Origin of the sequence: Streptomyces racemochromogenes (genome assembly GCF_039535215.1) — a bacterium.
Taxonomy (GTDB): Bacteria; Actinomycetota; Actinomycetes; order Streptomycetales; family Streptomycetaceae; genus Streptomyces; species Streptomyces racemochromogenes.
This window is the reverse complement of sequence record NZ_BAAAWT010000001.1, coordinates 3,031,677-3,057,943: the sequence shown is the minus strand read 5'-3', so window position 1 is coordinate 3,057,943 and position 26,267 is coordinate 3,031,677. Positions and strand designations below refer to the sequence as shown.

General features: G+C 73.0%; 25 protein-coding genes. 14 read left to right on the top strand and 11 right to left on the bottom strand.

What is annotated here, in order from left to right:
* Nucleotides 1-62: 62 nt before the first annotated feature.
* Entirely contained in the window at nucleotides 63-1,715 is a 1,653-nt protein-coding gene (locus ABD973_RS14005; protein WP_345500224.1) for a hypothetical protein, read from the top strand.
* 21 nt (nucleotides 1,716-1,736) lie between these two features.
* Here ABD973_RS14005 and ABD973_RS14000 read toward each other — a convergent pair whose 3' ends face one another.
* Nucleotides 1,737-3,152 carry an ABC transporter substrate-binding protein gene (locus tag ABD973_RS14000; RefSeq protein ID WP_125821965.1) on the bottom strand — a complete coding sequence of 472 codons (1,416 nt, stop codon included), beginning with the start codon at nucleotides 3,150-3,152 and terminating at the stop codon, nucleotides 1,737-1,739.
* Between the two features lie 196 nt (nucleotides 3,153-3,348).
* Here ABD973_RS14000 and ABD973_RS13995 point away from each other — a divergent pair, with 196 nt between their 5' ends.
* Together ABD973_RS13995 and purU are read left to right on the top strand one after the other, a co-directional pair.
* Nucleotides 3,349-3,795: an SCO4402 family protein gene (locus ABD973_RS13995; RefSeq protein WP_125603043.1), complete on the top strand. Its 447-nt coding sequence runs from the start codon at nucleotides 3,349-3,351 to the stop codon at nucleotides 3,793-3,795.
* Nucleotides 3,796-3,809: 14 nt separating this feature from the next.
* On the top strand, nucleotides 3,810-4,697 hold the full coding sequence (gene purU / locus ABD973_RS13990; RefSeq protein ID WP_125603037.1) for a formyltetrahydrofolate deformylase: 888 nt from the start codon (nucleotides 3,810-3,812) through the stop codon (nucleotides 4,695-4,697).
* A gap of 189 nt (nucleotides 4,698-4,886) precedes the next feature.
* Here purU and ABD973_RS13985 read toward each other — a convergent pair whose 3' ends face one another.
* Together ABD973_RS13985 and ABD973_RS13980 are read right to left on the bottom strand one after the other, a co-directional pair.
* Nucleotides 4,887-5,855, bottom strand: coding sequence for an immunity 49 family protein (locus ABD973_RS13985; RefSeq protein WP_125821966.1), 969 nt, complete (start codon nucleotides 5,853-5,855; stop codon nucleotides 4,887-4,889).
* A 107-nt stretch (nucleotides 5,856-5,962) separates the two neighbouring features.
* Nucleotides 5,963-6,478 carry an EF-hand domain-containing protein gene (locus ABD973_RS13980; protein ID WP_125603039.1) on the bottom strand — a complete coding sequence of 172 codons (516 nt, stop codon included), beginning with the start codon at nucleotides 6,476-6,478 and terminating at the stop codon, nucleotides 5,963-5,965.
* Between the two features lie 291 nt (nucleotides 6,479-6,769).
* Here ABD973_RS13980 and ABD973_RS13975 point away from each other — a divergent pair, with 291 nt between their 5' ends.
* Both ABD973_RS13975 and ABD973_RS13970 read left to right on the top strand, forming a co-directional pair.
* Complete coding sequence (locus ABD973_RS13975) at nucleotides 6,770-7,348, top strand: sigma-70 family RNA polymerase sigma factor (RefSeq protein WP_007265652.1); 579 nt, start codon at nucleotides 6,770-6,772, stop codon at nucleotides 7,346-7,348.
* On the top strand, nucleotides 7,345-8,571 hold the full coding sequence (locus ABD973_RS13970; protein WP_125603040.1) for a zf-HC2 domain-containing protein: 1,227 nt from the start codon (nucleotides 7,345-7,347) through the stop codon (nucleotides 8,569-8,571). The genes ABD973_RS13975 and ABD973_RS13970 overlap by 4 nt, the downstream gene beginning before the upstream one ends.
* Nucleotides 8,572-8,640: 69 nt before the next feature.
* Here ABD973_RS13970 and ABD973_RS13965 read toward each other — a convergent pair whose 3' ends face one another.
* The 4 genes from ABD973_RS13965 to ABD973_RS13950 form a co-directional block, all read right to left on the bottom strand.
* Nucleotides 8,641-9,969: a transglycosylase family protein gene (locus ABD973_RS13965; protein WP_345500223.1), complete on the bottom strand. Its 1,329-nt coding sequence runs from the start codon at nucleotides 9,967-9,969 to the stop codon at nucleotides 8,641-8,643.
* Nucleotides 9,970-10,029: 60 nt separating this feature from the next.
* A complete protein-coding gene (locus tag ABD973_RS13960; protein WP_125821967.1) occupies nucleotides 10,030-11,484 on the bottom strand; it encodes a CHAP domain-containing protein in 1,455 nt (484 codons plus the stop codon).
* Between the two features lie 201 nt (nucleotides 11,485-11,685).
* Entirely contained in the window at nucleotides 11,686-11,964 is a 279-nt protein-coding gene (locus ABD973_RS13955) for a hypothetical protein (RefSeq protein ID WP_125821968.1), read from the bottom strand.
* A gap of 308 nt (nucleotides 11,965-12,272) precedes the next feature.
* Nucleotides 12,273-13,955 (bottom strand): class I adenylate-forming enzyme family protein, encoded by a 1,683-nt coding sequence (locus tag ABD973_RS13950; RefSeq protein WP_345500222.1) that lies wholly within the window; start codon nucleotides 13,953-13,955, stop codon nucleotides 12,273-12,275.
* Between the two features lie 152 nt (nucleotides 13,956-14,107).
* Here ABD973_RS13950 and ABD973_RS13945 point away from each other — a divergent pair, with 152 nt between their 5' ends.
* The 5 genes from ABD973_RS13945 to ABD973_RS13925 all read left to right on the top strand — a co-directional run bounded on the left by ABD973_RS13945 (nucleotide 14,108) and on the right by ABD973_RS13925 (nucleotide 18,860).
* Nucleotides 14,108-15,301, top strand: a complete 1,194-nt coding sequence (locus ABD973_RS13945; protein WP_125821970.1) for an amidohydrolase family protein — start codon at nucleotides 14,108-14,110, stop codon at nucleotides 15,299-15,301.
* Nucleotides 15,301-16,455, top strand: coding sequence for an acyl-CoA dehydrogenase family protein (locus ABD973_RS13940; protein WP_345500221.1), 1,155 nt, complete (start codon nucleotides 15,301-15,303; stop codon nucleotides 16,453-16,455). The genes ABD973_RS13945 and ABD973_RS13940 overlap by 1 nt, the downstream gene beginning before the upstream one ends.
* Nucleotides 16,456-16,461: 6 nt before the next feature.
* A complete protein-coding gene (locus ABD973_RS13935) occupies nucleotides 16,462-17,463 on the top strand; it encodes an acyl-CoA dehydrogenase family protein (RefSeq protein WP_345500220.1) in 1,002 nt (333 codons plus the stop codon).
* Between the two features lie 324 nt (nucleotides 17,464-17,787).
* The gene (locus ABD973_RS13930) at nucleotides 17,788-18,249 is read left to right on the top strand and encodes an ATP-binding protein (protein ID WP_125605648.1); all 462 of its coding nucleotides are present in this window, start codon (nucleotides 17,788-17,790) and stop codon (nucleotides 18,247-18,249) included.
* 197 nt (nucleotides 18,250-18,446) lie between these two features.
* On the top strand, nucleotides 18,447-18,860 hold the full coding sequence (locus ABD973_RS13925; RefSeq protein WP_345500219.1) for a hypothetical protein: 414 nt from the start codon (nucleotides 18,447-18,449) through the stop codon (nucleotides 18,858-18,860).
* Between the two features lie 19 nt (nucleotides 18,861-18,879).
* On the opposite strand, the gene ABD973_RS13920 is transcribed toward ABD973_RS13925, so the two are convergent.
* Both ABD973_RS13920 and ABD973_RS13915 read right to left on the bottom strand, forming a co-directional pair.
* Nucleotides 18,880-19,269, bottom strand: coding sequence for a hypothetical protein (locus ABD973_RS13920; RefSeq protein ID WP_345500218.1), 390 nt, complete (start codon nucleotides 19,267-19,269; stop codon nucleotides 18,880-18,882).
* A 12-nt stretch (nucleotides 19,270-19,281) separates the two neighbouring features.
* Nucleotides 19,282-19,893 (bottom strand): hypothetical protein, encoded by a 612-nt coding sequence (locus tag ABD973_RS13915; RefSeq protein ID WP_345500217.1) that lies wholly within the window; start codon nucleotides 19,891-19,893, stop codon nucleotides 19,282-19,284.
* A 288-nt stretch (nucleotides 19,894-20,181) separates the two neighbouring features.
* Here ABD973_RS13915 and ABD973_RS34760 point away from each other — a divergent pair, with 288 nt between their 5' ends.
* The 3 genes from ABD973_RS34760 (at nucleotide 20,182) to ABD973_RS13905 (ending at nucleotide 22,628) form a co-directional block, all read left to right on the top strand.
* Nucleotides 20,182-20,262 (top strand): tryptorubin family RiPP precursor, encoded by an 81-nt coding sequence (locus tag ABD973_RS34760; RefSeq protein ID WP_221265269.1) that lies wholly within the window; start codon nucleotides 20,182-20,184, stop codon nucleotides 20,260-20,262.
* A gap of 91 nt (nucleotides 20,263-20,353) precedes the next feature.
* The gene (locus ABD973_RS13910; protein WP_345500216.1) at nucleotides 20,354-21,415 is read left to right on the top strand and encodes a cytochrome P450; all 1,062 of its coding nucleotides are present in this window, start codon (nucleotides 20,354-20,356) and stop codon (nucleotides 21,413-21,415) included.
* A complete protein-coding gene (locus ABD973_RS13905) occupies nucleotides 21,405-22,628 on the top strand; it encodes a cytochrome P450 family protein (RefSeq protein ID WP_125821975.1) in 1,224 nt (407 codons plus the stop codon). Before ABD973_RS13910 ends, ABD973_RS13905 begins: the two co-directional genes overlap by 11 nt.
* A 2-nt stretch (nucleotides 22,629-22,630) precedes the next feature.
* Here ABD973_RS13905 and ABD973_RS13900 read toward each other — a convergent pair whose 3' ends face one another.
* Nucleotides 22,631-24,028 carry a pentapeptide repeat-containing protein gene (locus ABD973_RS13900; protein WP_345500215.1) on the bottom strand — a complete coding sequence of 466 codons (1,398 nt, stop codon included), beginning with the start codon at nucleotides 24,026-24,028 and terminating at the stop codon, nucleotides 22,631-22,633.
* Nucleotides 24,028-24,693: a TetR/AcrR family transcriptional regulator C-terminal domain-containing protein gene (locus ABD973_RS13895; RefSeq protein ID WP_345500214.1), complete on the bottom strand. Its 666-nt coding sequence runs from the start codon at nucleotides 24,691-24,693 to the stop codon at nucleotides 24,028-24,030. Before ABD973_RS13895 ends, ABD973_RS13900 begins: the two co-directional genes overlap by 1 nt.
* On the opposite strand from ABD973_RS13895, the gene ABD973_RS13890 reads away from it, so the two are divergent.
* The gene (locus ABD973_RS13890; protein ID WP_446696969.1) at nucleotides 24,590-26,206 is read left to right on the top strand and encodes an FAD-dependent oxidoreductase; all 1,617 of its coding nucleotides are present in this window, start codon (nucleotides 24,590-24,592) and stop codon (nucleotides 26,204-26,206) included. The genes ABD973_RS13895 and ABD973_RS13890 overlap by 104 nt on opposite strands.
* The last annotated feature ends 61 nt before the right edge of the window (nucleotides 26,207-26,267 follow it).

Below are 26,267 nucleotides of genomic sequence, written 5' to 3'. Positions count from 1 at the left end.
GGGTAGCTTGATGCGACGGTTCCGTGGGTTCGGGCCGGTCGCAGAAGGCAGAAGGAGTCCCGGTGACGGAGAACGGACAAGGGGGCGTCCCCCAGCCCGGGACGCCGCATCAGGCGCAGCCGGTGCCGGCTCCCGGCTACCCGCAGCAGCCGGGGCCGCAGCCCGGCGAGGCGTGGGGCACGCCGCCCGCGTACGGGTATCCGGCCGCGCAGGACCCGCAGGCGGCGCCGGCCGCGCAGCAGTACTCCGGGCCGTACGAGTCCGCGTACGAGCCGCCCCCGCAGCCGGGGCAGCCCGCGTACGGGTACCCGCCGCCGGCCGGCCACGTCGTCGGCCCGGGTTTCGAGGGGCCGGGGGACCCGCACGGCTACGGCTACCCGCCGCTGCCGGACGCGGCGACGCAGTACATCCCGCCGGTGCCGGCGCAGCCGCACGAGCAGGCGACGCAGTACATCGCCCCGGTGCAGGCGGGTCCGGGGGCGCCCCACGAGCAGGCGACGCAGTACATCCCGCCGGTGCAGGCGGGTCCGGGGGCGCCCCACGAGCAGGCGACGCAGTACATCCCGCCGGTGCAGGCGGGTCCGGCGCAGCCCCACGAGCAGGCGACGCAGTACATCCCGCCGGTGCCGGCGGGTCCGGCGCAGCCCCACGAGCAGGCGACCCAGTACATCCCCCCGGTGCCGGCGGGTCCGGCGCAGCCGCACGAGCAGGCGACGCAGTACATCCCCCCGGTGCCGGCCGCCGGGCTGCACGAGCAGGCCACGCAGCACATCGCCCAGGTCCCGGCCGCCGCCGACGACGCGGCGACGCAGTACATCCCGCCCGTTCCCGCCGGAGCGGCTCCCTCGGCGGCCGCCGCCGAGGGGTTCGACGCGCTGTTCCGGGCCGACGGGGACGCCGGTGCCGCCGGGCACACCCAGCAGCTGCCGCCGGTCCGGGATCCGGGACCGCGCCGGACACCGCCGCCCGCCCCGCCCCAGCGGCACGGGCAGCCGCCGCAGCAGCAGTACGCGCCCCCGCCGCCCCCGCCGCCCGCGCCCGCGCGCCGGATCCCGCCGGCCGTGATCGCGGCGGCGGTGTTCGGGCTGGTCGTGGCCGGGCTCGGGGTGGGCGCCCTGCTCAGCGACGGCAAGGCCCAGAACACCGACCCGGGCGCGGTGGCCCCGGCCGCCAGCGGCTCCGCGAACTCGGGCGCGGCTCCGGGCGAGGGGGCGGTGGACCCGGCGCGCCCGCAGGCCGTCCAGCTCGACAAGCTGCTGGAGGACGCCAGCGACAGCCGGACCGCGGTGATCAAGGCCGTCGACGACATCAAGGACTGCCGGAACCTGACGCAGGCCGCCCAGGACCTGCGCGAGGCCGCCCGGCAGCGCGAGGGGCTGGTCACCCGGCTCCAGGAGCTCAAGATCGACCTGCTCCCGAACCACGCCCGTCTCTCGGCGAGCCTGACGAAGGCGTGGAAGGCGTCGGCGGACGCCGACAACAGCTACGCGGACTGGGCGGACGACGTCTCCCGCGACAAGGGCGGCTGCGGCAACGGCAAGGACGACAAGGACGACAAGGGCGACAAGGACGGCAAGGCCAAGGTGACGGACGACGCGCAGGACGGCAACAAGTCCAGCGCCGAGGCCACCCGGGCCAAGGAGTCGGCGGCGACCATGTGGAACACGATCGCCGCCAAGTACGGCCTCACCAAGCGGGACAAGTCCCAGCTGTGACGGACGGCCGCCCCGCCCGGGTCAGGCCGAGCGGGGGGCCTGTTCCAGGGTCGGGGTCATGTCGAGGTTCTGCTCGCCGAGCTGGGCGACCAGGCGGCCCGACTGGACGGTCTGGAAGCTGACCCGGCCGTTGACCAGGCGCGGGAACCCGGCGACGGCGCGCATGTCCTGGTAGCGCCAGCTCAGCTCGGGGGTGAGGTTGCCGGTCTGGACGCCCGGGGAATGGTTGAGGGCCCGGGTGAGCTTGCGGGCGGTGATGTCCTCGTCGCTCTTGAAGCGCTGGACGATCTGGTTGAGGACGTTGTACGCGATCCAGGTGGTCTGGGCGCCGCTGTCGTCGGGGTCCACGGTGTCGTCGCCGAAGGCCTGGTCGGCGATCACCTTGCGCATCGGCGCCCACAGCGGGTCGGTGGAGACCGGGTACCAGCTGGTGACGTAGGCGCCCTCGAAGGGGCTCTCCTTGCCGCCGGTGCGGTCCACCAGGGCCTGGCTGATGCTGCCGAGGACGGAGGAGATCTGCGTCTTGTGCTGGGTGTCGACGCGGCGGAAGGCGTCGAAGAAGATCTCGGTGCGCTCGCCGAGGACGGCCGTCACGCAGCTCTTGTCCTTGCCGGTGTCGGCGGCCGGGGCCTTCGCGGACTTGGAGTCCTTGGGGTCCTTGGGGTCCTTGGACGGGGATGCGGATCCGGCAGCGGATGCGGAGGGAGCGGGGGGCGGGGCCGTGGCCGGCGTCGTCGTGGGGGCGGCGGCCGGGGCCGACGGGGTGCCGGTCAGGGCCTCGCGGGCCTGCGGCTTGAAGTCGGCGGAGTCCTCGGCGGCACGGATGTCGTCGGCCTCGGGCATGCCGTTGGCCTTGAGCCCCGCGTTCAGCAGGACCGGCATGGTGTCGCCCGCGAGGGTGTCAGGGCGGACCAGGGAGACCTGGGAGCAGGCCTTGCCGAGCTGGTGGCCGGCCCCGGCGAGCAGCGCGGGCTGGCCGCCGTTGACCGGGAACGACAGGGTGCTCTGGAACTCCTCGGGCGAGACCCCGTAGCCGCCGATGAACGGGATGCCCTCGGCCTCCAGCGGGGCCATGAAGGCGCGGCCGTGCTGGCTGTAGGAGCCGACGACGGCGACGGCCTTCTCGGTGATGGCCTTGCGGGCGCAGTCGGCGGCGCCGGTGGCGGTGTTCTTCTCGTTGCAGGTGATGACGCGCAGTTTGCGGCCCTTTATGCCCCCGTTGGCGTTCACCCACCGTTCGTAGGCCTTGGCCATGCCCGGCATTCCTGCCATATTGGTCGCTTTTGTTCCGATGGGTGCGAAGGTCATGACCGTGAGGGAGTCCCCGGAGCCCCCCGTGCCGCCGGGGACCACCCCGCACGCCGTGGTGAGACACGCGCCCGTCGCCACGGCAATCAGCAGGCGGGACAGGGAAGTTGCGCGTCGGTGATGGGTCATGTCCACCGACCCTTCCGCCCCGCGGGTAACTCGGCGATGAGATGGACACAACAAACGGTGACGCCGAGGTGAATTGCGGGGGCGCGGTCGCACACAGGTGCTTCAAGATCGCACTACTCGGGAACGTACGATCGAAAGCGTGACATTCGCCCAAGGTTCGAAGAACTCTTCCCGCCGCGGCGGCCGCTCCTCCACCATGGGCGGCATGCCCCTCAACGACATGCCGTGGTGGCGCTGGCGCAGCAACGTGCGCTCGGCGCTGCACATGCTCTCCGACCCGCTGTTCCAGGAAGAGGTCTGGGTCGCGGGCGCAGAAGGGTACGGCGACGTCACCGACGCCGTGTACCGGCTCGTCGAGGACACCTGGCTCGACAGCTGGTCCGCCGACAAGTACGTGGGCACGATCTTCCGCGACGCGCAGGAGGCGGCCCTGGTCGACCACGTGGTGCTGCGGGTGCTGCGGATCCTGCACCAGGTCGGTCCCGACGCGCACGTCTCCGCGTACCTCGGCCACCAGGACTGGCCCGAGGCGGTCCGGGCGGCGCGCGAGGCGCACGTACGGATGTCGACGGCGGACGGGGAGGACCCGGACGACCGGCCGACCTCCGTCGACGTGCTGAAAACGCTGACCCGCGTGGTGTGAAAGGCTGTGCCGTCATGAGCGCAGACCCACAGTCCCAGGCCCAGCCCGAGGCCCAGGCCCAGTACGTCCTGACCGTCTCCTGCCCCGACAAGCAGGGCATCGTGCACGCCGTGTCGAGCTACCTCTTCATGACCGGCTGCAACATCGTGGACAGTCAGCAGTTCGGAGACCGGGAGACCGGGCTCTTCTTCATGCGGGTGCACTTCGAGGCCGAGTCCGCCGTGACGGTGGAGAAGCTGCGCGCCAGCTTCGCCGCGATCGGCGACTCCTTCCGGATGGACTGGCAGATCCACCGCTCCGACGAGCGGATGCGGATCGTACTGATGGTGTCGAAGTTCGGGCACTGCCTGAACGACCTGCTCTTCCGCTCCCGGATCGGCGCGCTGCCGGTGGAGATCGCGGCGGTGGTCTCGAACCACACCGACTTCGCCGAGCTGGTCGGCTCGTACGACATCCCCTTCGTGCACATCCCGGTCACCAAGGACACCAAGGCGGACGCCGAGGCGCGGCTCCTGGAGCTGGTGCGCGAGGAGAACGTGGAGCTGGTGGTGCTCGCCCGCTACATGCAGGTGCTGTCGGACACCCTGTGCAAGGAGCTCAGCGGGCGGATCATCAACATCCACCACTCCTTCCTGCCGAGCTTCAAGGGCGCGAAGCCGTACCACCAGGCGCACGCGCGCGGTGTGAAGCTGATCGGCGCCACCGCCCACTACGTGACGGCCGACCTCGACGAGGGCCCGATCATCGAGCAGGAGGTCGAGCGGGTCGGCCACGAGGTCACCCCGGACCAGCTGGTCGCCATCGGCCGCGACGTGGAGTGCCAGGCGCTGGCGCGGGCCGTGAAGTGGCACAGCGAGCACCGGGTCCTGCTGAACGGCTCCCGGACCGTCGTCTTCGCGTAGGGGGTCTTGGGCGGGCCGCGACGCCTAGGCCGTGTCTTCCGGATCTTGCCTGACCCGCGCCGCCCGGCACCGCACCTCGCCGCGTTGGCGGAGCACCCGAGTACGTCCAGTACAAGGGCGCCCCGCCAACGCGCCGAGGCACGGCACCGGACAACGCGGGCTTAACCGGCAAGATCCGAAAGACACGGCCTACGTGGCGGCGGCCCAGCCGCCCAGGCCGTTCACCTGGGTCCGGCCGGCCAGGGTCATCGCGTCGGTGAAGCCGAGCAGCTCGGGCGGCAGGTAGCCGGAGCGGACGCCGAGCTCCCACTGGTGGGTCTGGACCGCGAGGGCGGCCAGGGTCAGCGGGCCCAGTGGCAGCAGGGTCCGGGGCGCGGGGTCGGCCTCGGCCCGCGCGCTCTCGCGGTGGGCGGTGAGCCGGTCCGCGAGGGCCGCCTCGAAGGCCGCCCGGTCGTCGTCGAGGAGGACGCGCAGCAGCCGCTGGTCGGCGGTCAGCGGGCCGGCGGCGTCCAGGGCGGCGGCCGCCGCGGCGCGCGTGGCGGCGTCCGGCTTGCACAGGGGGACGGTCGGCCAGCCGCTGGGCAGGTGGCTGGTGCTCGGGGTGAGGTAGCCGCACAGGGCGTCCATCGCGGCGAGGTCGCCGGGCTCGGAGTACGAGGTGTGGGGCGAGTGCGGCACCCCCTTGTGGAGATCGGGGGCGCAGTCGTTGCGCAGCAGCAGGCCGATGACCTTCCGCCAGTTCCACACCAGCCCGCTGACCACCGCGGTCTCGAAGGCGTGGAGCCAGGTCCGGGCGGTGGGGGCGGCGGTGACGGCGGCGGAGAAGTCGAGGTCCTCGCTGCTGAGGGTCTCGCCGATCAGCGGGAGCGGGACCTCCTGGTCGCCGTTCGGCCAGCAGCCGACGCTGAGGGCGCCCAGGGCGCACTCCGCGGCGGTGTGCAGCGCGGTGCGGGCCTCCTCGCCGAGGCGTCCGCCCTCGGTGGTGCGGGCGGCGACGTGGTCGAGGATCTCCTCGGCCAGGCTCAGCAGCCGCTCGGGGGACGGGTCGCTCTCCAGGCGGCCGTGGCGCATCAGGGTCCGCAGGACGATGTCCTGGAGGGCCCCGGCCTTCCGCTCCTCGCCCAGCGAGTGCCGTTCCACTTCCCGTACGTGCTGCATGCCGAGCCGCCTCCCGTGATCGTTCCGGCTGGTGGCGGCACGCTATCAGCGCGCTCGGACAGTGCCCGGGGGACGGCCCCGGGCGGCTGTCGGGAGGCTGCCGGACCTCAGGCGTCGGGGTCGACGCCGCAGTAGCCGGCGAAGGCGGCCAGGATCTCGTCCTCCGAGATGCGGCCGTCGCCGTCCGTGTCCAGGGCCGAGGCGACCTGGACGGCCAGGGCGGGCTCGGTGCCGAGGACGCGCAGCACGCGGGCCGTCGCCGCGGGGCTCGCGCCGGGGCCGTCCTCGTCCGCGACGGCGATCACGGCGTGCAGGAACGGCCGGGCGATCTCCGCGAACCGCTCCGGGTTGTCCCGCAGCCGCTTCGCCGCACCGGTGACGAACTCCTCGCGGGAGACGCGCTGGTTGCCGTTGACGTCGGCGATCCCGGCCATTCCCTGCCAGAACGCCTCGGCGCCGTTGAAGACGGCCTGGCCCTTCTCCGAGCGTGCGGCCGTACCGAATTCGGCCAGCACGGCCTTCGCCGCCGTGCTGAAGTCCTCCCGGTCGATATAGCCGGAGCCGTCCTGGTCGAAGGTGGCGAATCGGGCGGCGATCTTGCGCTCGTACTCTGCGCTGTCCATGTTCGGCGTTCCGCCTTCACGTGTGCGTTGGGGCTGCGGTCGTGGTGCAGATCAAGACAGGCAGGAGCGTACGGCCTTCGTGGCCTGCGCGTTAAGCGAAGCGGTCAAGGAGGTGGCCGCATCGAACCCGCGCACGGGGAGCGCGCCGGGGCGCGTACACCTGTGCCAACGCGCTGACCCGGGCGCGGTCTAGCACGGCGGTCCCGCTTGCGGGGGGAGGTTCTCGCAAAACCGGCGCGTTCCGTCCGTTGCCCACTACATTTGACGGGTCGACACACGGCTGGAGGCACGATGGCGAAGGACGTTCCACCGCGCTGGGACCGTCGCATGCAGCAGCGCCTCGCCCGCGGTGAGGCCGCGGCGCTGGGGGAGCTCTACGACCGCTTCGCCTCGCTGGTCCACAGCCTGGCCCACCGGGTCCTCGGCGACGAGAAGGCCGCGGACCGCATCACCCGCGAGGTCTTCGGCTACATCTGGGAGAACCCGGACGCCTACGACCCCAAGCAGGGCTCCATGCGCTCCTGGGTCGCCCGGATCACCCAGGGCCAGGCCGTCGCCCGCCTGCGCCAGGCCGAACTGGGCCGCGGCTCGCGCGAGGAACTGGAGCAGAAGGTGCGCAGCGCCAACGCGGCCGCCCGCGCGGACTACATCGTCACCTCCATGCCCGCGCCCTTGCGGGCCGCCCTGGAGCTGGCGTACTTCAAGCGCCGCGACTACCGCCAGGCCGCCGCCGACCTGCAGATCAGCGAGGACGAGGCGCGGCGCAGGCTGCGGCTCGGCCTCCAGTTGCTGTCGACCGCCAACGTCCTCCCCCGGGAGGACACCGCCCCGCCCGGATACGGCCCACGCGGATACGGAACGCCCCGATGACCGGACCCTCCGAAGACACCCCCGACGACGCGTACGAGCAGCGGGCGGCCGGTCGCGCACGGATACCGGGTCCCCGCGCGGCCGGTGACGACCTGGACGCCCCCGAGACCCTGCCGGCCCCGCCGCCCTCGCACGCCGTGCTGAAGTCCCTGCTCGGCGCGTGGGCGCTCGCCGCGTGCTCCGCGGAGGAGACCCAGGCCGTCGAAGACCACCTGACCGAGTGCGCGCCCTGCGCCGAGGAGGCGCTGCGGCTGCGCGACGCGGTGGGCCTGCTGCACCCGGAGGAGAGCCTCGACCTCAAGCCGCTGCTGCGTTCGCGGGTGCTGGAGGACTGCCTGGGCAAGCGGCCCGCCCGCATCCCCGTGCCGGTGTGGGCGAACCCGTACGACACCGAGACGGCGCGGCTCGACGCGCTGCTACGGGACTTCGGCGACTCGGAGTGGCACACCCCGGTGCGGCTGAAGTGGTTCGAGGAGGAACGGCGGCGTACGCACCGCACCACGGTCGCGGGGGTGATCGGGCACCTGCTCACGGTGGACGGGCTGATCGCGACCGCGCTGGGGCTGGACGACCCGCTGGGCCCGGAGGCGCCGCCGGGCGGCCCGGCCGGACGCACCGAGCACTTCTGGAACTCCTCCCCCTACCCCGTCACCCGCAAGGTCCGCGAGCCCTGGCGGGCACAGGGGCACACGCTGGTCCGTACGGTGTCCTTCGCGGGCCGGGGCGTGGCCGAACTGGACGTGGACTACGGCGGGTTCGCGCTGCCGCTGGGGGACGCCTTCCTGGAGCGGGCCTTCGAGTGCTGGGTGCACGCCTGGGACATCGCGGAGGCGGTGGACTACCCGTACGAGCCGCCCTCGGGGCCGCACCTGCACCGGATGATCGACCTCGCTGCGCGGCTGCTGCCCGGAGCCCTGGCGGGCCGGCGCCGCTCGGGACTGGCGGCGCCGGCCCGCGGCCTGGTCGCGGCGGGCGCTCCGGGCCGGACCCTGCACCTGGAGATCGAGGGCGCGGGCGGGGGCGGCTGGGACATCGCCCTGGACTCCCCGGCCGCGAAACCGTCGCGGGAGCACACGGTGGCGGAAGTCGCCCTGGACGGGCTGGAGTTCTGCCAGCTGGCCGCCGGGCACATCTCCCCGGAGGAGGCCGCCGTCGGCCAGACCGGTGACCGGGAGGCGATCCGTGACGTGCTCTTCGCCGCGGCGTCGCTGAGCCGGCTGTAGGGCCGCGGCGGGCGGGACGCACGCGTACGCGGCTCCGGGTGAGTGGAGCCGCGTACGGGGGTGGCGGGATCAGTTGCGGGTGGCGAGCATCTGGGCGCTGCCGTCGGGGAGGCCGGCGATGGCGACCTTCTGGGCGCCCATTCCGGTGGCCCACCAGCCCTGCCAGGAGCCGTTGGCGTAGCGGGCGGCGTGGTAGGTCTTGCCGTCGTTGCCGACGGCGAGCATCTGGGTGTCGCCGCTGGGCATGCCGGTGATGGCGAGGCTGCTGGCGGCGAAGCCGGGGGCGCCGCCGTATCCGTCGACCTTGGCCCAGCCCTGGAGGGTGCCGTTGGCGGAGCGGATGTTGTGGTAGACGAGGCCGTCGTTGCCGGTGGCGAGCATCTGGGTGTCGCCGTTGGGAAGGGCGGCGATGGCGATGGCGCCGGCCTGGAAGGTGGCGGCGGTGCCGGTGCCGGGGAGGGCGTTCCAGCTGCTCCAGGTGCCGTCGACGGCGCGGACGGCGTGGTAGACGTTGCCGTCGTTGCCGACGATCAGGGTCTGGGTGGAGCCGTCGGGGAGGCCGGCGACCGCGATCTTCTTCGCCTGCCAGGAGCCCACGCCCGTCCAGCCGGCCCACGTACCGCTCTTGAAGCGGGTGTTCTGGTAGATCTTGCCGTCGTTGCCGATCGCCATGACGTGGGCGTCGCCGTTGCCCATGCCCGTCATGGCCTGGTCCTTGGCGGCGAAGGTCGCGGCGCCGCCGAAGCCGGGCAGGGCCGCCCAGCCGCTCCACGAACCGTTGGTGTAGCGGGCGGTGTGGTACAGGTTCCCGTCGTTGCCGGTGGCGAGGGTCTGCGTGGAGCCGTCGGGGGTGGCGGCGATGGATTCCTGCGAGGCGTTGAAGAAGGCCGCGCCGGCGTAGCCGTTCAGCGCCTGGAACGGCGTCCAGCTCCCGTCGGTCGCGCGGATGGCGTGGTAGACGTCGCCGGCCTTGCTGACCGGAGCCGGCGGGGCGGTGTCCCCCGGGTACGGGTCCGCGTGGTCGTACGCCAGGCCGGCCGCCGAGCCGCAGCTGCCCCAGGCGCCCGCGCCCTGGCCGGCGAGGATCTTCTCCGCGATCAGGATCTGCTGCTGCTTCGTCGCCTGGTGGGGGTAGGAGGCGTAGGCCCGTCCGCCGAAGGCGTCCCAGGTGCTCTTCAGTATCTGGAGGCCGCCGTAGTAGCCGTTGCCGGTGTTGATGCTCCAGTTGTTGGTGCTCTCGCACTGCGCCACCTTGTCCCAGGTGGCGACCGAGGCGGCCTGCGCGGAGCCGGCTCCGATCGTGGAGAGGGCGACGGCTGCGAGCGCGGTGGCGGTGATGACGGCGAGGCGGGGACGGCGGGCGTTGCGGGACATCGCGGAGGTCTCTCTGTGCGGCATGGAGGGAAGGGCGGCGGGGCGGGGCCGGCCCACCGGGGCTCGGTGGGCCGGCCCGGGTGCTCAGTTGCGGGTGGCGAGCATCTGGGCGCTGCCGTCGGGGAGGCCGGCGATGGCGACCTTCTGGGCGCCCATTCCGGTGGCCCACCAGCCCTGCCAGGAGCCGTTGGCGTAGCGGGCGGCGTGGTAGGTCTTGCCGTCGTTGCCGACGGCGAGCATCTGGGTGTCGCCGCTGGGCATGCCGGTGATGGCGAGGCTGCTGGCGGCGAAGCCGGGGGCGCCGCCGTATCCGTCGACCTTGGCCCAGCCCTGGAGGGTGCCGTTGGCGGAGCGGATGTTGTGGTAGACGAGGCCGTCGTTGCCGGTGGCGAGCATCTGGGTGTCGCCGTTGGGAAGGGCGGCGATGGCGATGGCGCCGGCCTGGAAGGTGGCGGCGGTGCCGGTGCCGGGGAGGGCGTTCCAGCTGCTCCAGGTGCCGTCGACGGCGCGGACGGCGTGGTAGACGTTGCCGTCGTTGCCGACGATCAGGGTCTGCATGCTGCCGTCGGCGAGGCCCGCGGTGGCGATCTTCTTCGCCTGCCAGTTGCCGACGGGGACCCAGCCCTGCCAGGTGCCGTTCACGAAGCGGGCGTTGTGGTAGATGCGGCCGTCGTTGCCGATCGCCATCACCTGGGCGTCACCGCTGGCCATGCCCGTCATGGCCTGGTCCTTGGCGGCGAAGGTCGCGGCGCCGTCGAATCCGGGCAGTGCCGACCAGCCCGTCCAGGTGCGGTCCGTGTAGCGGGCGGTGTGGTAGAGGTTCCCGTCGTTGCCGGTGGCGAGGGTCTGCGTGGAGCCGTCGGGGGTGGCGGCGATGGATTCCTGCGAGGCGTTGAAGAAGGCCGCGCCGCCGAAGCCGTTCAGCGGAGCGAAGTTCTCCCAGCTGCCGTCGACGAGACGGGTCGCGTGGAAGATGTCGCCGGCCTTGCTGACGGGCGTCGAGGGGGTCTCGGGCAGGCCGGCCGGACCGACGAAGGCCAGGGCCCGGCCGGCGCCCACCGGGCTGGAGTTGGTCTTCCAGTTGAACCAGGAACGGAAGCGCACGCCGCCGCTCTCGTTGCCGCCCACCGTCTGGATGTCGTCCCCGCTGACCGCGACGACGATGTTGACGTGGTCGGCCTCGCCGTCGTTCAGGTTGCCGTCCTTGTCGTAGAGGACCGCGTCACCGACCTGCGGGGTGCCGTGCAGCGTCCCCTTGTTCTTGCCGTACTGGTAGATGCTGACCGCCGCCGCGCTGATGCCGGAGGTGTTCGCCCCGGCCCTGTTCCACACCCAGCGGGTGAACTCGGCGCACCAGGCGCCCGGGTACTGGCAGTTGTAGTCGCCGCAGGTGTTGCCGACCTGGGCACGGGCGATCGTGGCGACCGTCGTCGACTCGGCCTGCGCCGAGACCGCGGGCAGGGCCACGGCGAGCATCGGGGCGGCGACGAAGGAGGTGAGGGCGACGGTGAGCATGCGGGAGGAGCGGCGAGCGGACATGGTGGTGTTCTCCAGGAGGACATGGCGGCCCGATGCGTCAGGGCCGGGAAGGTTCGGGGACCGCGTACGTGTGACGCGGGCGGGCCTGGTCGAGGCCGGAAGGTGTGGGGCGCGCACCGTGGTGCCGGTGGGACGGCTGCCCTGCAGGAACAGCGGTCGGTGGGCCGGACGGAGGACGGTGGGCGGGGGTGGTGCGGTACGTCAGTTGGGGATCAGGGGGCCCATCGAGAAGTGGCGGGCCGCGCCGGTCGCGATGACGGCGGCGAGCAGTGCGCGGGCCTTGTCATGGGCGTGGGCGTCGTTCTCGGCCCGGACGAACAGGGCGACGCTCATCCCCTCCGGGAGGGGGCGCACCCGTACGTGTTCGAGGGCGTGCTGCGGGCCGGCGTGGGCCCAGAGGGCGTCCTGGAGGAGGCTCGCCCCGCTCTCCGTTCCCGGTGCCCCGGTGTGGCTGATCAGGGGCAGTCGGACGAGGAGCATGCCGTTTCAGTCCCACCCGATGGAGCGGTCCGCGGTGTTGCGGATCGCGAGGGCGCGGAGTGCGGTGAGCTGAGTGGTTCTGAACATGGCGGTGCCCCCTGGCGACGGTGCTGCGGTGGATCCGGAAGGCGGCTGTCCGGGCTTCGGGGGTGGTTGTCTCCCCGTCGGCCCCGGCTTCGGGTTTCGTTCCCGCCGCCGTTCCGGTGATCACCATCCTGCTCGGCCGCCAGGGGCCCGGGAAGGGCTTCGGCCCGGCACCAAGAGGCCTGGCACCTTGGTGTCAGCCGCCGCTCGATTCCGGCTCGGCTTCAGCTGTAGCGCTCGCGCAGCCGGTACTTCAGCACCTTGCGCAGGGCGTCGTTGCGGGGCAGGGCGTCGACCAGTTCCAGCTGCTCGGGGAGCTTGTGCGGGGAGAGGCCCTGGGCGCGCAGGTGGGCGGTGACCTGGGGCAGCGTGAGGGGGGCGGCGCCGGGGGGCTGTTCGACGACGGCGCAGACGCGTTCGCCGCGTTCCTCGTCGGGCAGGCCGATGACGGCGGCGTCGGCGACGCCGGGGAGCTGGTGGAGGAGGTCCTCGACCTCCTTCGCCGAGATGTTCTCGCCCTTGCGGATGATCACGTCCTTGCTGCGTCCGGTGAGGACCAGGTGGCCGGAGGGGGTGAGGTGGCCGAGGTCGCCGGTGATCAGGTAGCCGTCGGCGTCGAAGGTCTCCTCGCCGGTGTCCGGCCGGTTCAGGTAGCCCTGGCAGACGGCCTCGCCGCGCAGCCGGACCTCGCCGTCGGTGCCGGGGGGCAGGGGGGTGCCGTCGGGGGCGGTGATGCGGATGGACATGCCCCGCGGGGGCCGGCCCTCGGTGGTGGCGAGGTTCTCGGGGGTGTCGTCCGGGGAGCCCATGGTGATCATCGGTACCTCGGTCATGCCGTAGCCGTGGGTGAGCTGGCAGCCCAGCTCGCGCACCACCGCGTGGTAGATCTCCGGGGGCTTGGGGGCGCCGCCGCCCGCCAGCAGCCGCAGGCTCGGGAGGAGCCTGACCGAGGGGTCCTTGCGCTGTTCGGCGAGGAACATGGAGTAGAAGGCGGTGGAGCCGCCGGCGACGGTGACGCGGTGGCGGCGGTAGCCCGCGAGTGCGTCGGGCATCGCGAACTTCTCGAAGAGGACGGCGGGGAAGCCGTACAGCAGCAGCATCACCGTGTAGTCGGGGCCGGCTATGTGCGCGTACGGGAAGGCCATCGAGCCGACGTCGGCGGGGGTCAGGCGCAGGGCGTGGGCGAGGCAGGAGCCGCCGGCGATGAGGGAGCGGTCGGTGTGCAGGACGCCCTTGGGGTCGGAGGTGGTGCCGGAGGTCCAGTAGATCCAGCGGACGGAGGTGCCGTCGGCGGGCGGCGGGGGCAGTACGGCCGGGTCGCCGTCGGGGAGGTCCGCGTACGCCTCGAAGACGCCGCGGGCGCCGAGCCGGTGGGCCATGGCGGTGTGGTCGAAGCCGCGCCAGGAGCCGGGTACGGCGAAGAACTCGGCCTTGGACTCGCGCAGCGCGAAGCCGACTTCGCGGTCGCGGTAGAAGGGGATCACCGGGGACTGGACGGCGCCGAGGCGGGCGAGGGCGGCCGACAGCAGCACGGTCTCGATGCGGGTCGGGAGCTGCCAGGCGACGACGGTGCCGGGGCGCACGCCCATGCCGTACAGGCCGGCGGCGACGCGTTCGGCGCGGTCGCGCAGGGCGCCGAAGGTGAGGGTGCGGTCGGCGGCGGGGTGGTCGGCGGCGGGATGGTCGGCGGCCTCCCGGTCGGCGGCGGGCTGACCGGCGGCCCCCTGCTCGGCGGCGGGATGGTCGGCGGCCTGGATGAGGACGGTGGCGGCGGGGGTGAGGGCGGCGCGGCGGGCGATCAGCTCCCAGAGGGTCGCGGACCGGCCGAGCGCGGTGGCGGTGGCCGTGGCGTCGTCCGCCGTCCGGGCCGCCGCGGCCGCTCCCGCCGCCGTTTCCGTGGTCGTCATCGCGGACCTCCCTGGGCGTGCCGGCCGGACACCAGCTGACGGTTAGTCAGATCAAGGGCCGAGCGTAGGGCTCCGGCGCTTGTCGGTCCAGGGGTGGCGGGGCTAGCTTGTTTCTGACGATGCATCAGATTGGGGAGAAGGAGCGCGCGCCCATGGCACTGGAACTGCCTCGGATCATCAGCGTCGACGACCACGTGATCGAGCCCGCCCACCTCTTCGACGTGTGGCTGCCCGCGAAGTACCGCGACCGCGGCCCCAAGGCCCTCACCGCCGGGATCGGGGAGCTGGAGTACACCGGCGGCAAGTACGTGATCTCCATGGATCCCGACGGCCCGCCCACCGACTGGTGGATCTACGAGGACCTGAAGTTCCCGTACAAGCGCAACATCGCCGCCGTCGGCTTCGACCGCGACGACATGACCCTGGAGGGCATCACCCGCGAGGAGATGCGCCGTGGCTGCTGGGACCCGAAGGCACGGCTCCTCGACATGGACCTCAACCACGTCGAGGCCTCCCTCTGCTTCCCCACCTTCCCGCGCTTCTGCGGGCAGACCTTCGCCGAGGCCAAGGACAAGGAGGTGGCACTGGCCTGCGTGCGCGCGTACAACGACTGGATGGTCGAGGAGTGGTGCGGCGACAGCGGCGGCCGGCTGATCCCGCTGTGCATCATCCCCCTCTGGGACATCGGCCTCGCCGTCGCCGAGATCCGCCGCAACGCCGCCCGCGGGGTCCGCGCCGTCACCTTCTCCGAGATCCCCACCCACCTGGGGCTGCCGTCCATCCACTCCGGGTACTGGGACCCCTTCTTCGCCGTCTGCCAGGAGACCGGCACGGTCGTCAACATGCACATCGGGTCCTCCTCCCAGATGCCCGCCGCCTCCCCCGACGCGCCGCCCGCCGTCCAGGCCTCGCTGAGCTTCAACAACGCCATGGCCTCGATGATGGACTTCCTCTTCAGCGGGGTGCTGGTGAAGTTCCCGACGCTGAAGCTCGCGTACAGCGAGGGCCAGATGGGCTGGATCCCGTACGCCCTGGAACGCGCCGACGACGTCTGGCAGGAGCACCGCGCCTGGGGCGGGGTCCGCGACACCGTCCCCGAGCCGCCGTCCACGTACTACTACCGGCAGATCTACTGCTGCTTCTTCCGCGACAAGCACGGCATCGCCTCGCTGGACGTCGTCGGCCGCGACAACGCCACCTTCGAGACCGACTACCCGCACGTCGACTCGACCTTCCCGCACACCAAGGAGGTCGCCCTCGACCACGTCAAGGGCCTCGACCAGGAGACCGTCCACAAGCTGATGCGCGGCAACGCCATCCGCATGCTCGGCCTGGACCTCGTCTGATGGACCTGGCCTACTCCGAGGAGGAGCGGGACTTCCGCGCCCGGCTGCGCGAATGGCTCGTCAAGGTGCTGCCCGAGCTGCCGCCCAGGCCCTCGCCCGACGACTGGCCCGGCCGGCGCGCCTACGACCTCGGCTGGCAGCGCAGGCTGTACGACGCCGGCTACGCGGGCCTGCACTGGCCCGTCGACGCCGGCGGGCGCGGCGCCACCCCGACCCAGCACCTGATCTTCCTGGAGGAGACGGAACGCGCGGGCGCCCCGTACGTCGGCGCGAACTTCGTCGGCCTGCTGCACGCGGGACCCACCATCGCCGCCGAAGGCACCCCCGAGCAGCGGGCGCGCTGGCTGCCGCCCGTACTGCGCGGGGACGAGGTGTGGTGCCAGGGCTTCAGCGAGCCGGGCGCCGGCTCCGACCTGGCCTCCCTGCGCACCCGGGCGGTGCGCGACGGGGACGCGTACGTCGTCACCGGCTCCAAGATCTGGACCTCGCACGCCGAGGTCGCCGACTGGTGCGAGCTGCTGGTGCGCACCGACCCGGCCGCGCCCAAGCACCGGGGGATCACCTGGCTGGCGATGCCGATGGACGCGCCCGGCGTCACGGTCCGGCCGCTGCGCACCCTCGTGGGGTCGGCCGAGTTCGCGGAGGTGTTCCTGGACGAGGTCCGGGTGCCGGCCGCGAACCGGGTCGGCGCCGAGAACGACGGCTGGCGGGTCACGATGGTCACCCTGTCCTTCGAGCGCGGCACCGCCTTCGTCGGGGAGGTCGTCGCCTGCCGGCGGACGCTGGGCGAGCTGGCCCGCGCAGCGAAGGCGAACGGCCGCTGGGACGACCCGGTACTGCGCCGGCGGCTGGGGCGGCTGTACGGGGAGTTCGGGGCGCTGTGGCGGCTCACGCAGTGGAACGTCAGCGAGGCGCAGGGCGCGGGCGGCGTCCCGGGCACCGGCGGCAGCGTCTTCAAGCTGGCGTACTCGCACGCCCGGCAGGAGCTGTACGAGGCGGCCGCGGAGGTCCTGGGCGCGCAGTCGCTGTCGCTGGAGGAGGAGTGGACGGCGCAGCGGCTCTCCTCGCTGTCGTACACCATCGCGGCGGGCACCTCCCAGATCCAGCACAACATCGTGGCCGAGCGGATCCTCGGCCTCCCGAAGGGGCGGTGAGCGGTCGTGGACTTCCGGCTGACGCGGGACCAGCGGGACGTGCGCGCGGGCGTCCGGGCCCTCCTCGCGGGGCGGTACGGGCGCGAGGCGCTGCGGTCCGACGTGGAGCGGGCGGCGGGGGCCGGGGTGGAGCCGGGGGCCGGGGCGGCGCCGGGGGCCGGGGTGGACCGTTCGCTCTGGCGGGAGCTGGGGGAGGCGGGCTTCTTCTCGCTCCGGCTGCCGGAGTCCGAGGGCGGGGCGGGCCTCGGCCTGCCGGAGGCGGTGCTCGTCTTCGAGGAGGCCGGACGGGTGCTGCTGCCCGGGCCGCTGGTGGCCACCCACCTGGCCGCCGGAGTGGTCCCGGGGGCGGCTTCGGGCGCGGCGGTGGTGACGGCCTTCGACCTGGACGGGCCGCTGGTGGCCCACCTGGGCGGGGCCGACGCCGTGCTGGGGATGCCGGAGGTGCCGGCCGGGGTGCCGGTGCGCTCGGCGGACCCGCTGACCCCGCTGTGGCGGGCCCGGGGCGTGCTGCCGGCCGGGTACCGGGACACGGGGGCGCTGCTGACGGCGGCGCTCCAGGCCGGGAGCGCGCTGCGGACGGTGGAGCTGGCGGTGCGGTACGCGGGGGAGCGCGAGCAGTTCGGGCAGCCCATCGGGGGCTTCCAGGCCGTCAAGCACCTGTGCTCGGGGATGCTGGTGCGGGCCGAGGTGGCCCGTACCGCGGTCTACGCGGCGGCGGTCACCGGGGACTCCGCCGAGATCGCCGCCGCCAAGATGCTCGCGGACGGGGCGGCGGTGCGGGGGGCCCGGGACTGCCTCCAGGTGTACGGCGGGATGGGCTTCACGTGGGAGGCGGACGTCCACCTGCACCTGAAGCGGGCCTGGGTGCGGGCGGAGCAGTGGCGTACGGCGGCGGGGGCGGAGGAACTGCTGGCGGAGGCGCTGCTGACGGAGGCGTCGGCGTCGGCGTCGGCGTCGGCGTCGGCGTCGGCGTCGGCGTCGGCGTCGGCGTCGGCGTCGGCGGGATAGCGTGGGAATGGCGCTCTGTTACGGGAGGAACGGCGCGGGACGCATGTCCGATTACAGAGAGTTGATATCGGTTTGTGTCCTTCGCCCGCCTCGATGCGGCCCGGAGGCGGGGGCGTGCCGCGATACGCTCCCACGATGCGAGCGGTTGAGCGGCGGCGTGAGCGTCGCACAGTATGCACCACGCCTACTCCTTCGCGCTGGAATATGCCCGAAGCGCTTGTTGTGGTGACTGTATGTCAACCATGCTGCTCGGCACGGGGATCACGGTCGGTGATCCCATCCTGTCGCGAGGCGAAGTGTCCGCCGGTTCGGATGGTGTGAGCGGTGCAGGTGCTTCAGGTACAGCTTGAGGTAGGACCCGACCCCGCCGAGGTCGGCCGGGCGCGCCGATGGGCGCGGTCCCGGCTGGCGGGCTCGGGGGTGGGGGACGACGAACCGCTCGCCGAGACACTGATCCTGCTGATCTCGGAGCTGGTGACGAACGCGGTCGTGCACACGGGCTGTCCGGCCGTGCTGCGGATGCTGTTCGGGGGGCCGGGCGTGCGGGTCGAGGTGGCCGACGCCAGCGACCGCGCCCCGGCCAGGCGGCAGGCCGGCGGGGAGGACACCGGCGGGCGCGGCCTGGAGCTGGTGGACGGCCTCGCGGACCGCTGGGGCTGGCAGCGCGAGGGCGCGGGCAAGCGCATCTGGTGCGAGGTCGACCGGGCGGAAAGCGGCGGGCCGGAGGCTCCAGAGCAGGCTCCGAAAAATTGTGGGCTTATGCGGGAACCGCGCGTGTACCTCTAACGAGGTGTTGACGGTTCGTCACCTGTTGATCACCCTGGTGGTGAGCGATTCGTCGCGAGGGGACGCCAAGGGTCCTGTGCCTTGACGAGTGCGGGTCGTGGGGTGGCGGCTGCCGTGCCGCGCTCGGGGCGTGCACGACCGCACGCCGCCACCCGCAGGTTCCGCCGCTGTCACCACCGCTGCGTAGGCTCGGCCGCATGGCCGACCTCTACGCCCTCGAACTCGCCCTGACGCTCGACGCCTCCACCCCGGAGCCGGTCCTCGCCCTGATCCGCGACCACATGGAGCCGTACGCCGAGGACGGCGAAGCCGACTCCGACGGTGACGAGTGGGTACCCCCGCCCTTCAAGGTCCTGGCGGAACGCGGCCCGGCGTACCGCGTGGGCGGCGAGTGCACCGCGGTCCTCACCCGCACCCCGGTCGGCTGGACTCTCACGGCCCGCCAGGAGATCCACGCCGAGAACCTCCCGGACGCGGAGCACTTCCTGGAGGCCCTGACCCCCCACCTCCCCACCCCCGAGGCCCCACTGGGCACCCTCCGCTTCTACGAGGACCCCGCCCCGCAGCCGATCACCCCGGACACCTCGGGCGCCGTCCGCCTGCCGCGGTGAGGGTGCGCAAGCGGCGCTGTCAGGTCGATCGGACTGCGACGGGGAACGGAAGCCCACCAGTCAGGCTCACGCTTCGGCTTGACGACGAGCGCCCGTCGTGGCCAGGCACAGGCGTGGCGCCTTGAGCGGGCGGCATCGGCTGCTGCGGGGCGTCATTGAAGAGGTAGTCGTACATGTCCCGAAGATATGCGTGGAGGGCTCCGCGATCGGAGAATTCGATATCGGTGAGCTGTTCATAATCATCCGGACCGAATGAGTCGTCCGCGATGAGATGCTCGAACCCCTCGCGAACCGATTCGACGTAGGAGTTGCTGAAAGTCATCAAAGTAGGCCTCAGATATCCAGTCGTGTCGTACCCCATCTCAAGGTTCAGGTATGTCCTGAGGAAACCCTTGAAACGCTCCTCCATTGAAATTCTCCTCTACGGATGGCGGTCGCGCGCCGGGTTGGCGAACATGGTATGTAGGAGCAACACCCCGTCATGCTCTTTGTGGGGGCCGGTCCAGGCCTGGCCGGCGGCGGTGGAGCCGTCGACGCCGACGGGGGTGCCCAGGCCGCGGACGGTGCCGACGATGCCGTCCATGATGACGCCGTCCCAGAGGAAGGACTTGGCCCAGTGGCCGACGTCGTACCAGCGGTGGGACTGGGCGAGTTGTGAGCCCCAGGGGAGGTCCTGGACTTTGTTGAGGTCGGCGCCGCGGTAGCCAGCCGTGCATGCCGTCGGCGTGCCCAGAAGGCTTCGGCTGCGGGGTTGACGTCGTGGATGAGGTCGTTGTTCTCGTCGACCTTCTTCCCGTCGTCCTTCCAGTGGGCGTCGCCGTTGATCGTGCTGGTGAAGGTCGTTGCCTGGGACTGGAGTTGTTTGAGGCGGGCGACGATGGGGCGGGCTTCGGCGGCGAAATCGCCCGAGGGCCTGGGCCGCTTCGGGTGCGGAGTAGAAGGAAGCCAGGCCCTGGAAGGTGTTGTCGACGTTCGCGCCGGTGTCGCGGAGGGTGGACGCGGCTGCGGCGATGGCCGTGCGGTCCTGCTCCAACGCGTTGAGGTCGACGGTGAACCGAGGGATCCCAGGGGCGGAGGGTGTGGGGCCGGCCGCGGTTTCGTTGTGCGGGCAGATCGGCGGGAAGTCGGGGGTGGGCGGCTGGAATTGGGGGGTCGGGTTGGTAGGAGCGTACATAAAGGGCAGGGGGGCGTTGTTTTGGGGTCAGGGGGGTGCTTACGGTGGCGGCGCATTCTCAGCGGGCCGTCGTCGGTACGCCTCCGGCGGCGGTCCGTGATCCTTTGATTCGGCCACAAGCCATGGATTGGGAGAGGGGGTACGGCGATGAAGATGCTTTTTGCCATCCGTAACGCTGTTTCCGGTCAGAAGAGCCTCAAGAAGAGCGCCTGGTACTTCTGGTACTAGACCGGCACAGCCGCCCCGGCCGCCGACCGGCGGCCGGGGCGGCGCAGCCGAGGCACCGACCGACGGTCAGACGGATACATCGGAGTCCCGCATGTCCATCGCCTCCCCGCCGGCCACGCGGACCACGCAGTTCGCGCCCCGGCTGGCCGCCCTGCTGCGCGAGCACACCGGCAAGGACGCCTTCCGGCTGGAGCCCGACACCATGGGCGTCGCCGGCCACGAGCTGGCCGACCGGATCCTCGCCGCGCGCCGCGCCACCGAGACCGAGCGCCCCACCTTCAAGCCGCTGCACGGCCGCTCCATCGAGCGCAACGAGGCCGCGGCCGTCATGCGCGTCATCGGGAAGGACGTACGGGAGGCCCTGGAACGGCCGTTGGTGAGGAGCGTCGATCTCGCCGGGAGCTGGCCGCTCACCGGGCACCTGTTCCTACGCGACCTCATTCTCGGCAACGACCCGAGGCGACTGCGCATTCTCATGAGCCGGAATCTGGAACTGACTCCGAAACTCACCTGGTCGGTGATCGCCGCCGGCGCCGCCATTCCCCGGAGGAAGGGGGCGGGCGCCGACTCCAGCGGAATTGCGCGGCTGTTCGCCGAAGCCGGGGGTTATCACGACCGGCGTTACGCGATGGGGATCTACCGGAGGGCCGCCGCCCCCGTCTGCTTCACCGTCTCCACCCTCGTCGCGAACGCCCTCTGGCTCGGCTCCCCCTTCGACGAGGGCACCTCGAACCGCAACGTCCTCCACGAGGCCGCCCGGCTGCTGCCGCCCTCCTGGAACATCCTGCGCTACGCCTCCCCCGAGTACGGGGCCCTCGACGCGCGCATCGGCGAGCTGGACGACGTACTCGTACTGCCCCTGCTGTCCCACCGGGACCCCGCGCTGTGGGAGGACCCCGACGCGTTCCGGCCCGAACGGTGGGACCACCTCGACCCCGATACCGCCCCCGGCTACCTGCCCTTCGGGCACTCCTCCGAGCGCTGCTGGGGCCGGCACATGGTGATGCCGCTCGCCGAGCTGCTGCTCGACCTCGTCCGGGGCGCCGGGCTCGAGGTCGACCCCGCGCAGCGCACGGCGAAGGTGCCGCTGGTCGGGCTGCTCGGGGTGGAGGACGTACGCCTGGTCAAGGGGGCCGGGCGGCGTGGGCGTTGAGGAGGCGGGGGCCGAGGAGGTGCCCGTCTCCTTCTTCGACGACCCCCACCCCGACTACCGGCGCTGGCGGGAGCTGGCCGGCGGGGCGCACCGGGTGCGGATCCTCGGGGAGGCGCCGCTGGAGGGGTGGGTGGTCACCGGGCACGCCGACTGCCGGGCCGCCCTCGCCGACCCCAGGCTCAGCAAGAACGCCGCGACCGAGGCCTTCGACCGCCGCGACGGCTCCGACGAGGGCCCCGGGCCGGGCCGGGCGCTGACCGCGCACATGCTCAACTCCGACCCGCCCGCCCACACCCGGCTGCGCCGCCTCGTCCAGCAGGCGTTCACGGCACGGCGGGTGGCGGCCCTGCGGCCGGTGATCGAGGGGCACGTGAGGAGGCTGCTCGACGCGATGGAGGGGCGCGGGCCCGCCGTCGACCTGGTGCGGGACTTCGCCGTGCCGCTGCCGCTCGCCGTGGTCTTCGACCTGCTCGGCGCCTCCGACGGCGCCGAGGGCGTCCTCAGGGCCTGGGCCGCCACCCTCAGCGGCGAGGAGGGCGACGGGGAGGTCTCCGTCGGCACCGCCGAGGCGCTGGTGGGGCACATCCGCGCGCTCATCGACCACAAGCGCGCGCACCCCGGCGACGACCTGCTGACCGCGCTCATCGCGGCCCGCGACGAGGGCGACCGGCTCAGCGAGCAGGAGATCACCTCCATGGGGTTCCTGCTGGTGGCGGCCGGCCACCAGACCACCGCCAACCTCATCTCCAACGGGGTCCACGTCCTGCTCACCCACCCCCGCGAACGGGCCGCGCTGCGTGCCGACCCGGCCGCCCGGACGGGCCCGTTCATCGAGGAGGTGCTGCGCCACGAGAGCCCGTTCTCCATCGCCACCATGCGCTACACCACCCAGCCGGTGACCATCGGCGGCACCGCCGTGCCCGCCGGGGAGTTCGTGCAGGTCTCCGTGCTGTCGGCCAACCGGGACCCCGCCGTCTTCGCCGACCCCGACCGCTTCGACTCCTCCCGCCCCACCGCCGGCCACCTCGCCTTCGGGCACGGCATCCACCACTGCCTCGGAGCACCCCTGGCCCGGCTGCAGGCCGAGATCGCCTTCGGGGCGCTCCTCGCCCGCTACCCGGCGCTGCGCCCGGCCGCGCCGGGGGCCCGCCCGCTGTGGTGGCGCAACCCGCGCCACCGGGGACTGCGCACCCTGCCGGTGCTGCTGCGCTGAGGTCAGGGCCGGCCGCGCGGTGCGATGACGCGTACGTCGCCTCCGCGCGCCCGGATCCAGTCCTCCAGGGCGGTGCCGGCGAGGGCGGCGCGGGTGCCGTCCGCCGCGACGTGTTCCGCCGGGCCGAAGACGGTTCCGGTCAGGCCCGCCACGCGGGTGTCGTCGTCCAGCGTCACCTTGAAGCCGTTCTCCCGGAGCACCGCGCCGCTGAGGTCGGCCCCGCGCAGGTCGGTGCCGTACAGGTGCGCCCCGAGGATGCGGGCGCCGCGCAGGCTCGCGCCGCGCGCGTCGGCCCCGTACAGCTCGGCGCGTACGAGGTCGGCGCCGTCGAGGACGGTGCCGCGCAGGTCGGCTCCGTCGAGTCCGGCCCGTACGAAGCAGGCGCCGGTGGCGTCGGCGCCGGACAGGTCGGCGTCCTGGAGGTGCGTGCGGTAGAAGTCGGTGCCGGTGAGGCGGGCGCCGGCCAGCTCGGTGCCGCAGAACAGGGACGAGGAGAAGTCGGCCCCGGTCAGGTCGGCGCCGCTGAGGTCGAGGCCGCTCATGTCGGTCCCGCCGGGCTTGCCCTCGGCCCCCTCCTCGACCCACTTCCACAGCCAGTCCGCCGCTTCCGGGTCGGCGGGCAGCAGCACCCGCCACGGCAGTACGGCGGGCCGCCGCAGCCGGTACCAGGGCGCGGTCGCCGGGTCGGAGCCGAGCTCGTGGCCGGCGTCGTCGACGGTGACGGCCCGGAAGCGGGCGTCGAGGGCTTCGAGGCGGGGGTCGCCCTCCAGTTCGCTGCCGCGCAGCGCGTCGCGGGCGTCGAGATCCTCCGCGTACATGTCGGCCCCGTACCAGCGCAGGGGCGGCCATCCCCCGGCCTCCATGCGGCCGATCAGGTCGGCCCAGGCCCACAGGCGGGGGTCGGTGCCGCGGGGGGCGAAGGGCAGGGTGCGTACGGCCTCGGGGAGCCCGCGCACGGCGGCGTCGGGGAAGGCGGCGACGCCGGTCTGGGTGGTGGTGACGCGGAGGGCGGGGCGGTCCTCGCCGTCGAGGTCCTCGACGGCGGCGAGGGTGGATCCGCCGCCGGGGGTGTGGACGTGGTGGAGCCACGGCTGGGTGGCGTGGCCCGTCAGGACCGCCGTGCCCAGCCCCCGCGCCAGGGCCCGCGCGACGGCCTCCTCGGTGGGCGGGTCCTGGACGGCCTGGCCCGCGTAGAGGAGAAGCTGGCAGGAGAGGTCGCCCGGCCCGAACCACGTGATCCCGCACTGGACCGGAGTGTCCCACCGCCAGCCCTCGGTCTCCCCCTCGGGCCCGACCTCGACCGCCCCCTCGCCGAGGCCGAAGACGGCGTCGAGTACCGGGCCGAGGGCGGCGGGGTCGGGCGGGGCGGCGACGAGGAAGCCGTAGTCGCGGCCGGCCATCAGGCGGATCCGCGGTGCTGGGCGGCGTACCGGGCCTCGATGCCGGCGACGACGAGGGCGAGGCCTTCCTCGAAGCCCTGGTCGTAGTCCTGGAAGAGGTCGGCTCCGGCTTCGGCGGACAGCGGGAACCGGGCGAGGCGTTCGGCGCGTTCGGCGAGGTCGTAGCCCTCGCGGCGTTCGCCGGGGAGCGGCTCGACGCCCTGTTCCTCGGTGACGAAGCCGAGGGTGAAGAAGTACGCGGTGGTCGTGGCGCGGACGGCCTGGTGGAGCGTGAACCCGGCGGCGGTGAGGGCGCGCAGGTGCTCCTCCATCTGGGTGGCGTACTCGGTGCCGGTGAAGCGGGATCCGCTGAAGACCTTGGCGCCGTCGCGGTAGCGGAGCAGGGCGGCGCGCAGGGCGCGGTTGGCGGCGAGGAGCCGGTCCTGCCAGGAGAGGTCCGGGGGGAGGGCGGCGTCGGCGGTCATGCGGCGGTACATCTCCGTCGCCATCTCGTCGAGGAGTTCCTGCTTGTTCTTGAAGTGCCAGTACAGGGCGGGCGCCTGGACGTCCAGCTCCTTGGCGATGGCGCGCAGGCTGAGCCCGTCGAGGCCGAGGTCGTTCAGCAGGCGCAGGGAGGTCTCGACGGCCTGCTTCTTGTCCAGCTTGGGAGTTCTGCGGGTAGCCACGCTTGACAGCTTAACAGCGTTAAGTGCACTCTCGTGGAGTCAGCTACTTAACACCGTTAAGGAGAAGCTCATGGACACCGTGAACACGGACGTACTGATCGTCGGCGCCGGCCCGGCCGGACTCGCCCTCGCCGTGGACCTCGCCCGTCGCGGGGTACGGGCGACGGTCGTGGAACGCTCCGCCGGCCTCTTCCCCGGCTCGCGCGGCAAAGGCATCCAGCCGCGCACGCTGGAGGTCTTCGACGACCTCGGCGTGTACGAGGCCGTCCGCGCGGCGGGCGGCCCCTACCCGGTGGGGATGATCTGGCAGGACGGGAAGCGGGTCGGCGAGCACGCCATCCTCGACCCCGACGAGACCGGCACGGCGGACGAGGCCACCCCCTACGCCGAGCCCTGGATGGTCCCCCAGTGGCGCACCCAGGAGATCCTGCTCGCCCGCCTCACCGAACTGGGTGGCGAGGTGGCCTACGGCCGGGAGCTGGCCGGCATCGCGCAGGACGCGGACGGGGTGACGGCCGAGTTCGCCGCGGGCCCGCCGGTCCGGGCGCGGTACGCGGTCGCCGCCGACGGCGGCCGCTCCACGGTGCGGCGCGCGCTCGGCATCGGCATGACGGGGGAGACCGTCGACCCGACCCCGATGCTGGTGGCCGACGTACGCATCACCGGCCTCGACCGCGACCACTGGCACGTCTTCCCGCCGGCCGACGGCGCGAGCGGCTTCCTCGCGGTCTGCCCGCTGGCCGGCACGGAGGACTTCCAGGTGACCGCGGCCCTCCCGCCGTCCGAGGGCCCGGCCGACCTCTCCCTCCCCACCCTCCGCGCCTTGATCGCGGCCCGCTCGCACCTTCCCGCCGACTCCGTGACGGAGGTCCGCTGGGCGTCGGACTTCCGGCCGCGCGCGGCGATGGCCGACCGGTTCCGGGAGGGGCGGATCTTCCTCGTCGGCGACGCGGCGCACGTCCACTCCCCGGCGGGCGGTCAGGGGCTCAACACCAGCGTGCAGGACGCGTACAACCTGGGCTGGAAGCTGGCCGCGGTGCTGGGCGGGAAGGCCCCTTCCGGCCTCCTCGACACGTACGAGGAGGAACGCCTGCCCGTCGCCGCCGAGATGCTGGGCCTGTCGACCCGCATCCACCGCGGCGAGGCCCGCCGCGGCGCGGCCACCCGCCAGCTCGGCCTGGGCTACCGGGACTCCTCCCTGGCGGTGGAGACCCGCCCCGGCCTCCCGGCGGACGCCCTCCGCGCCGGCGACCGCGCCCCGGACGGGGTACGCGGCGGCACCCGCCTCTTCGACGCCTTCCGCGGCCCGCACTGGACCCTGCTGACGGTCGGCACCACCCCGGAGGCCACCCTCCCGGGGGCCCGCACGGTCAGCATCCCGTCGTACGAGGCGTACGGCGACGGCGTGTTCCTCATCCGCCCGGACGGCTACGTGGCGTGGGCGGGCCCGGCGGCGTCGGAGGACCTGCGGGCGTACGCCGCGCGGGTCGGGGTCCCACTCCAGGGCGAGTAGCGCGAAGTCGTCACTGCCGTCACAGGTGGCGTACGGATTCACGGTCGCCATCTCGTCGGCG

Coding starts and splice junctions, on each gene's coding strand:
- ABD973_RS14000 (WP_125821965.1), bottom strand. CDS start 3,152: ATGACCCATCACCGACGCGCAACTTCCCTGTCCCGCCTGCTGATTGCC.
- ABD973_RS13995 (WP_125603043.1), top strand. CDS start 3,349: ATGGGCGGCATGCCCCTCAACGACATGCCGTGGTGGCGCTGGCGCAGC.
- purU (WP_125603037.1), top strand. CDS start 3,810: ATGAGCGCAGACCCACAGTCCCAGGCCCAGCCCGAGGCCCAGGCCCAG.
- ABD973_RS13985 (WP_125821966.1), bottom strand. CDS start 5,855: ATGCAGCACGTACGGGAAGTGGAACGGCACTCGCTGGGCGAGGAGCGG.
- ABD973_RS13980 (WP_125603039.1), bottom strand. CDS start 6,478: ATGGACAGCGCAGAGTACGAGCGCAAGATCGCCGCCCGATTCGCCACC.
- ABD973_RS13975 (WP_007265652.1), top strand. CDS start 6,770: ATGGCGAAGGACGTTCCACCGCGCTGGGACCGTCGCATGCAGCAGCGC.
- ABD973_RS13970 (WP_125603040.1), top strand. CDS start 7,345: ATGACCGGACCCTCCGAAGACACCCCCGACGACGCGTACGAGCAGCGG.
- ABD973_RS13965 (WP_345500223.1), bottom strand. CDS start 9,969: ATGCCGCACAGAGAGACCTCCGCGATGTCCCGCAACGCCCGCCGTCCC.
- ABD973_RS13960 (WP_125821967.1), bottom strand. CDS start 11,484: ATGTCCGCTCGCCGCTCCTCCCGCATGCTCACCGTCGCCCTCACCTCC.
- ABD973_RS13955 (WP_125821968.1), bottom strand. CDS start 11,964: ATGCTCCTCGTCCGACTGCCCCTGATCAGCCACACCGGGGCACCGGGA.
- ABD973_RS13950 (WP_345500222.1), bottom strand. CDS start 13,955: ATGACGACCACGGAAACGGCGGCGGGAGCGGCCGCGGCGGCCCGGACG.
- ABD973_RS13945 (WP_125821970.1), top strand. CDS start 14,108: ATGGCACTGGAACTGCCTCGGATCATCAGCGTCGACGACCACGTGATC.
- ABD973_RS13940 (WP_345500221.1), top strand. CDS start 15,301: ATGGACCTGGCCTACTCCGAGGAGGAGCGGGACTTCCGCGCCCGGCTG.
- ABD973_RS13925 (WP_345500219.1), top strand. CDS start 18,447: ATGGCCGACCTCTACGCCCTCGAACTCGCCCTGACGCTCGACGCCTCC.
- ABD973_RS13920 (WP_345500218.1), bottom strand. CDS start 19,269: ATGGAGGAGCGTTTCAAGGGTTTCCTCAGGACATACCTGAACCTTGAG.
- ABD973_RS34760 (WP_221265269.1), top strand. CDS start 20,182: ATGAAGATGCTTTTTGCCATCCGTAACGCTGTTTCCGGTCAGAAGAGC.
- ABD973_RS13910 (WP_345500216.1), top strand. CDS start 20,354: ATGTCCATCGCCTCCCCGCCGGCCACGCGGACCACGCAGTTCGCGCCC.
- ABD973_RS13900 (WP_345500215.1), bottom strand. CDS start 24,028: ATGGCCGGCCGCGACTACGGCTTCCTCGTCGCCGCCCCGCCCGACCCC.
- ABD973_RS13890 (WP_446696969.1), top strand. CDS start 24,590: ATGGCGCGCAGGCTGAGCCCGTCGAGGCCGAGGTCGTTCAGCAGGCGC.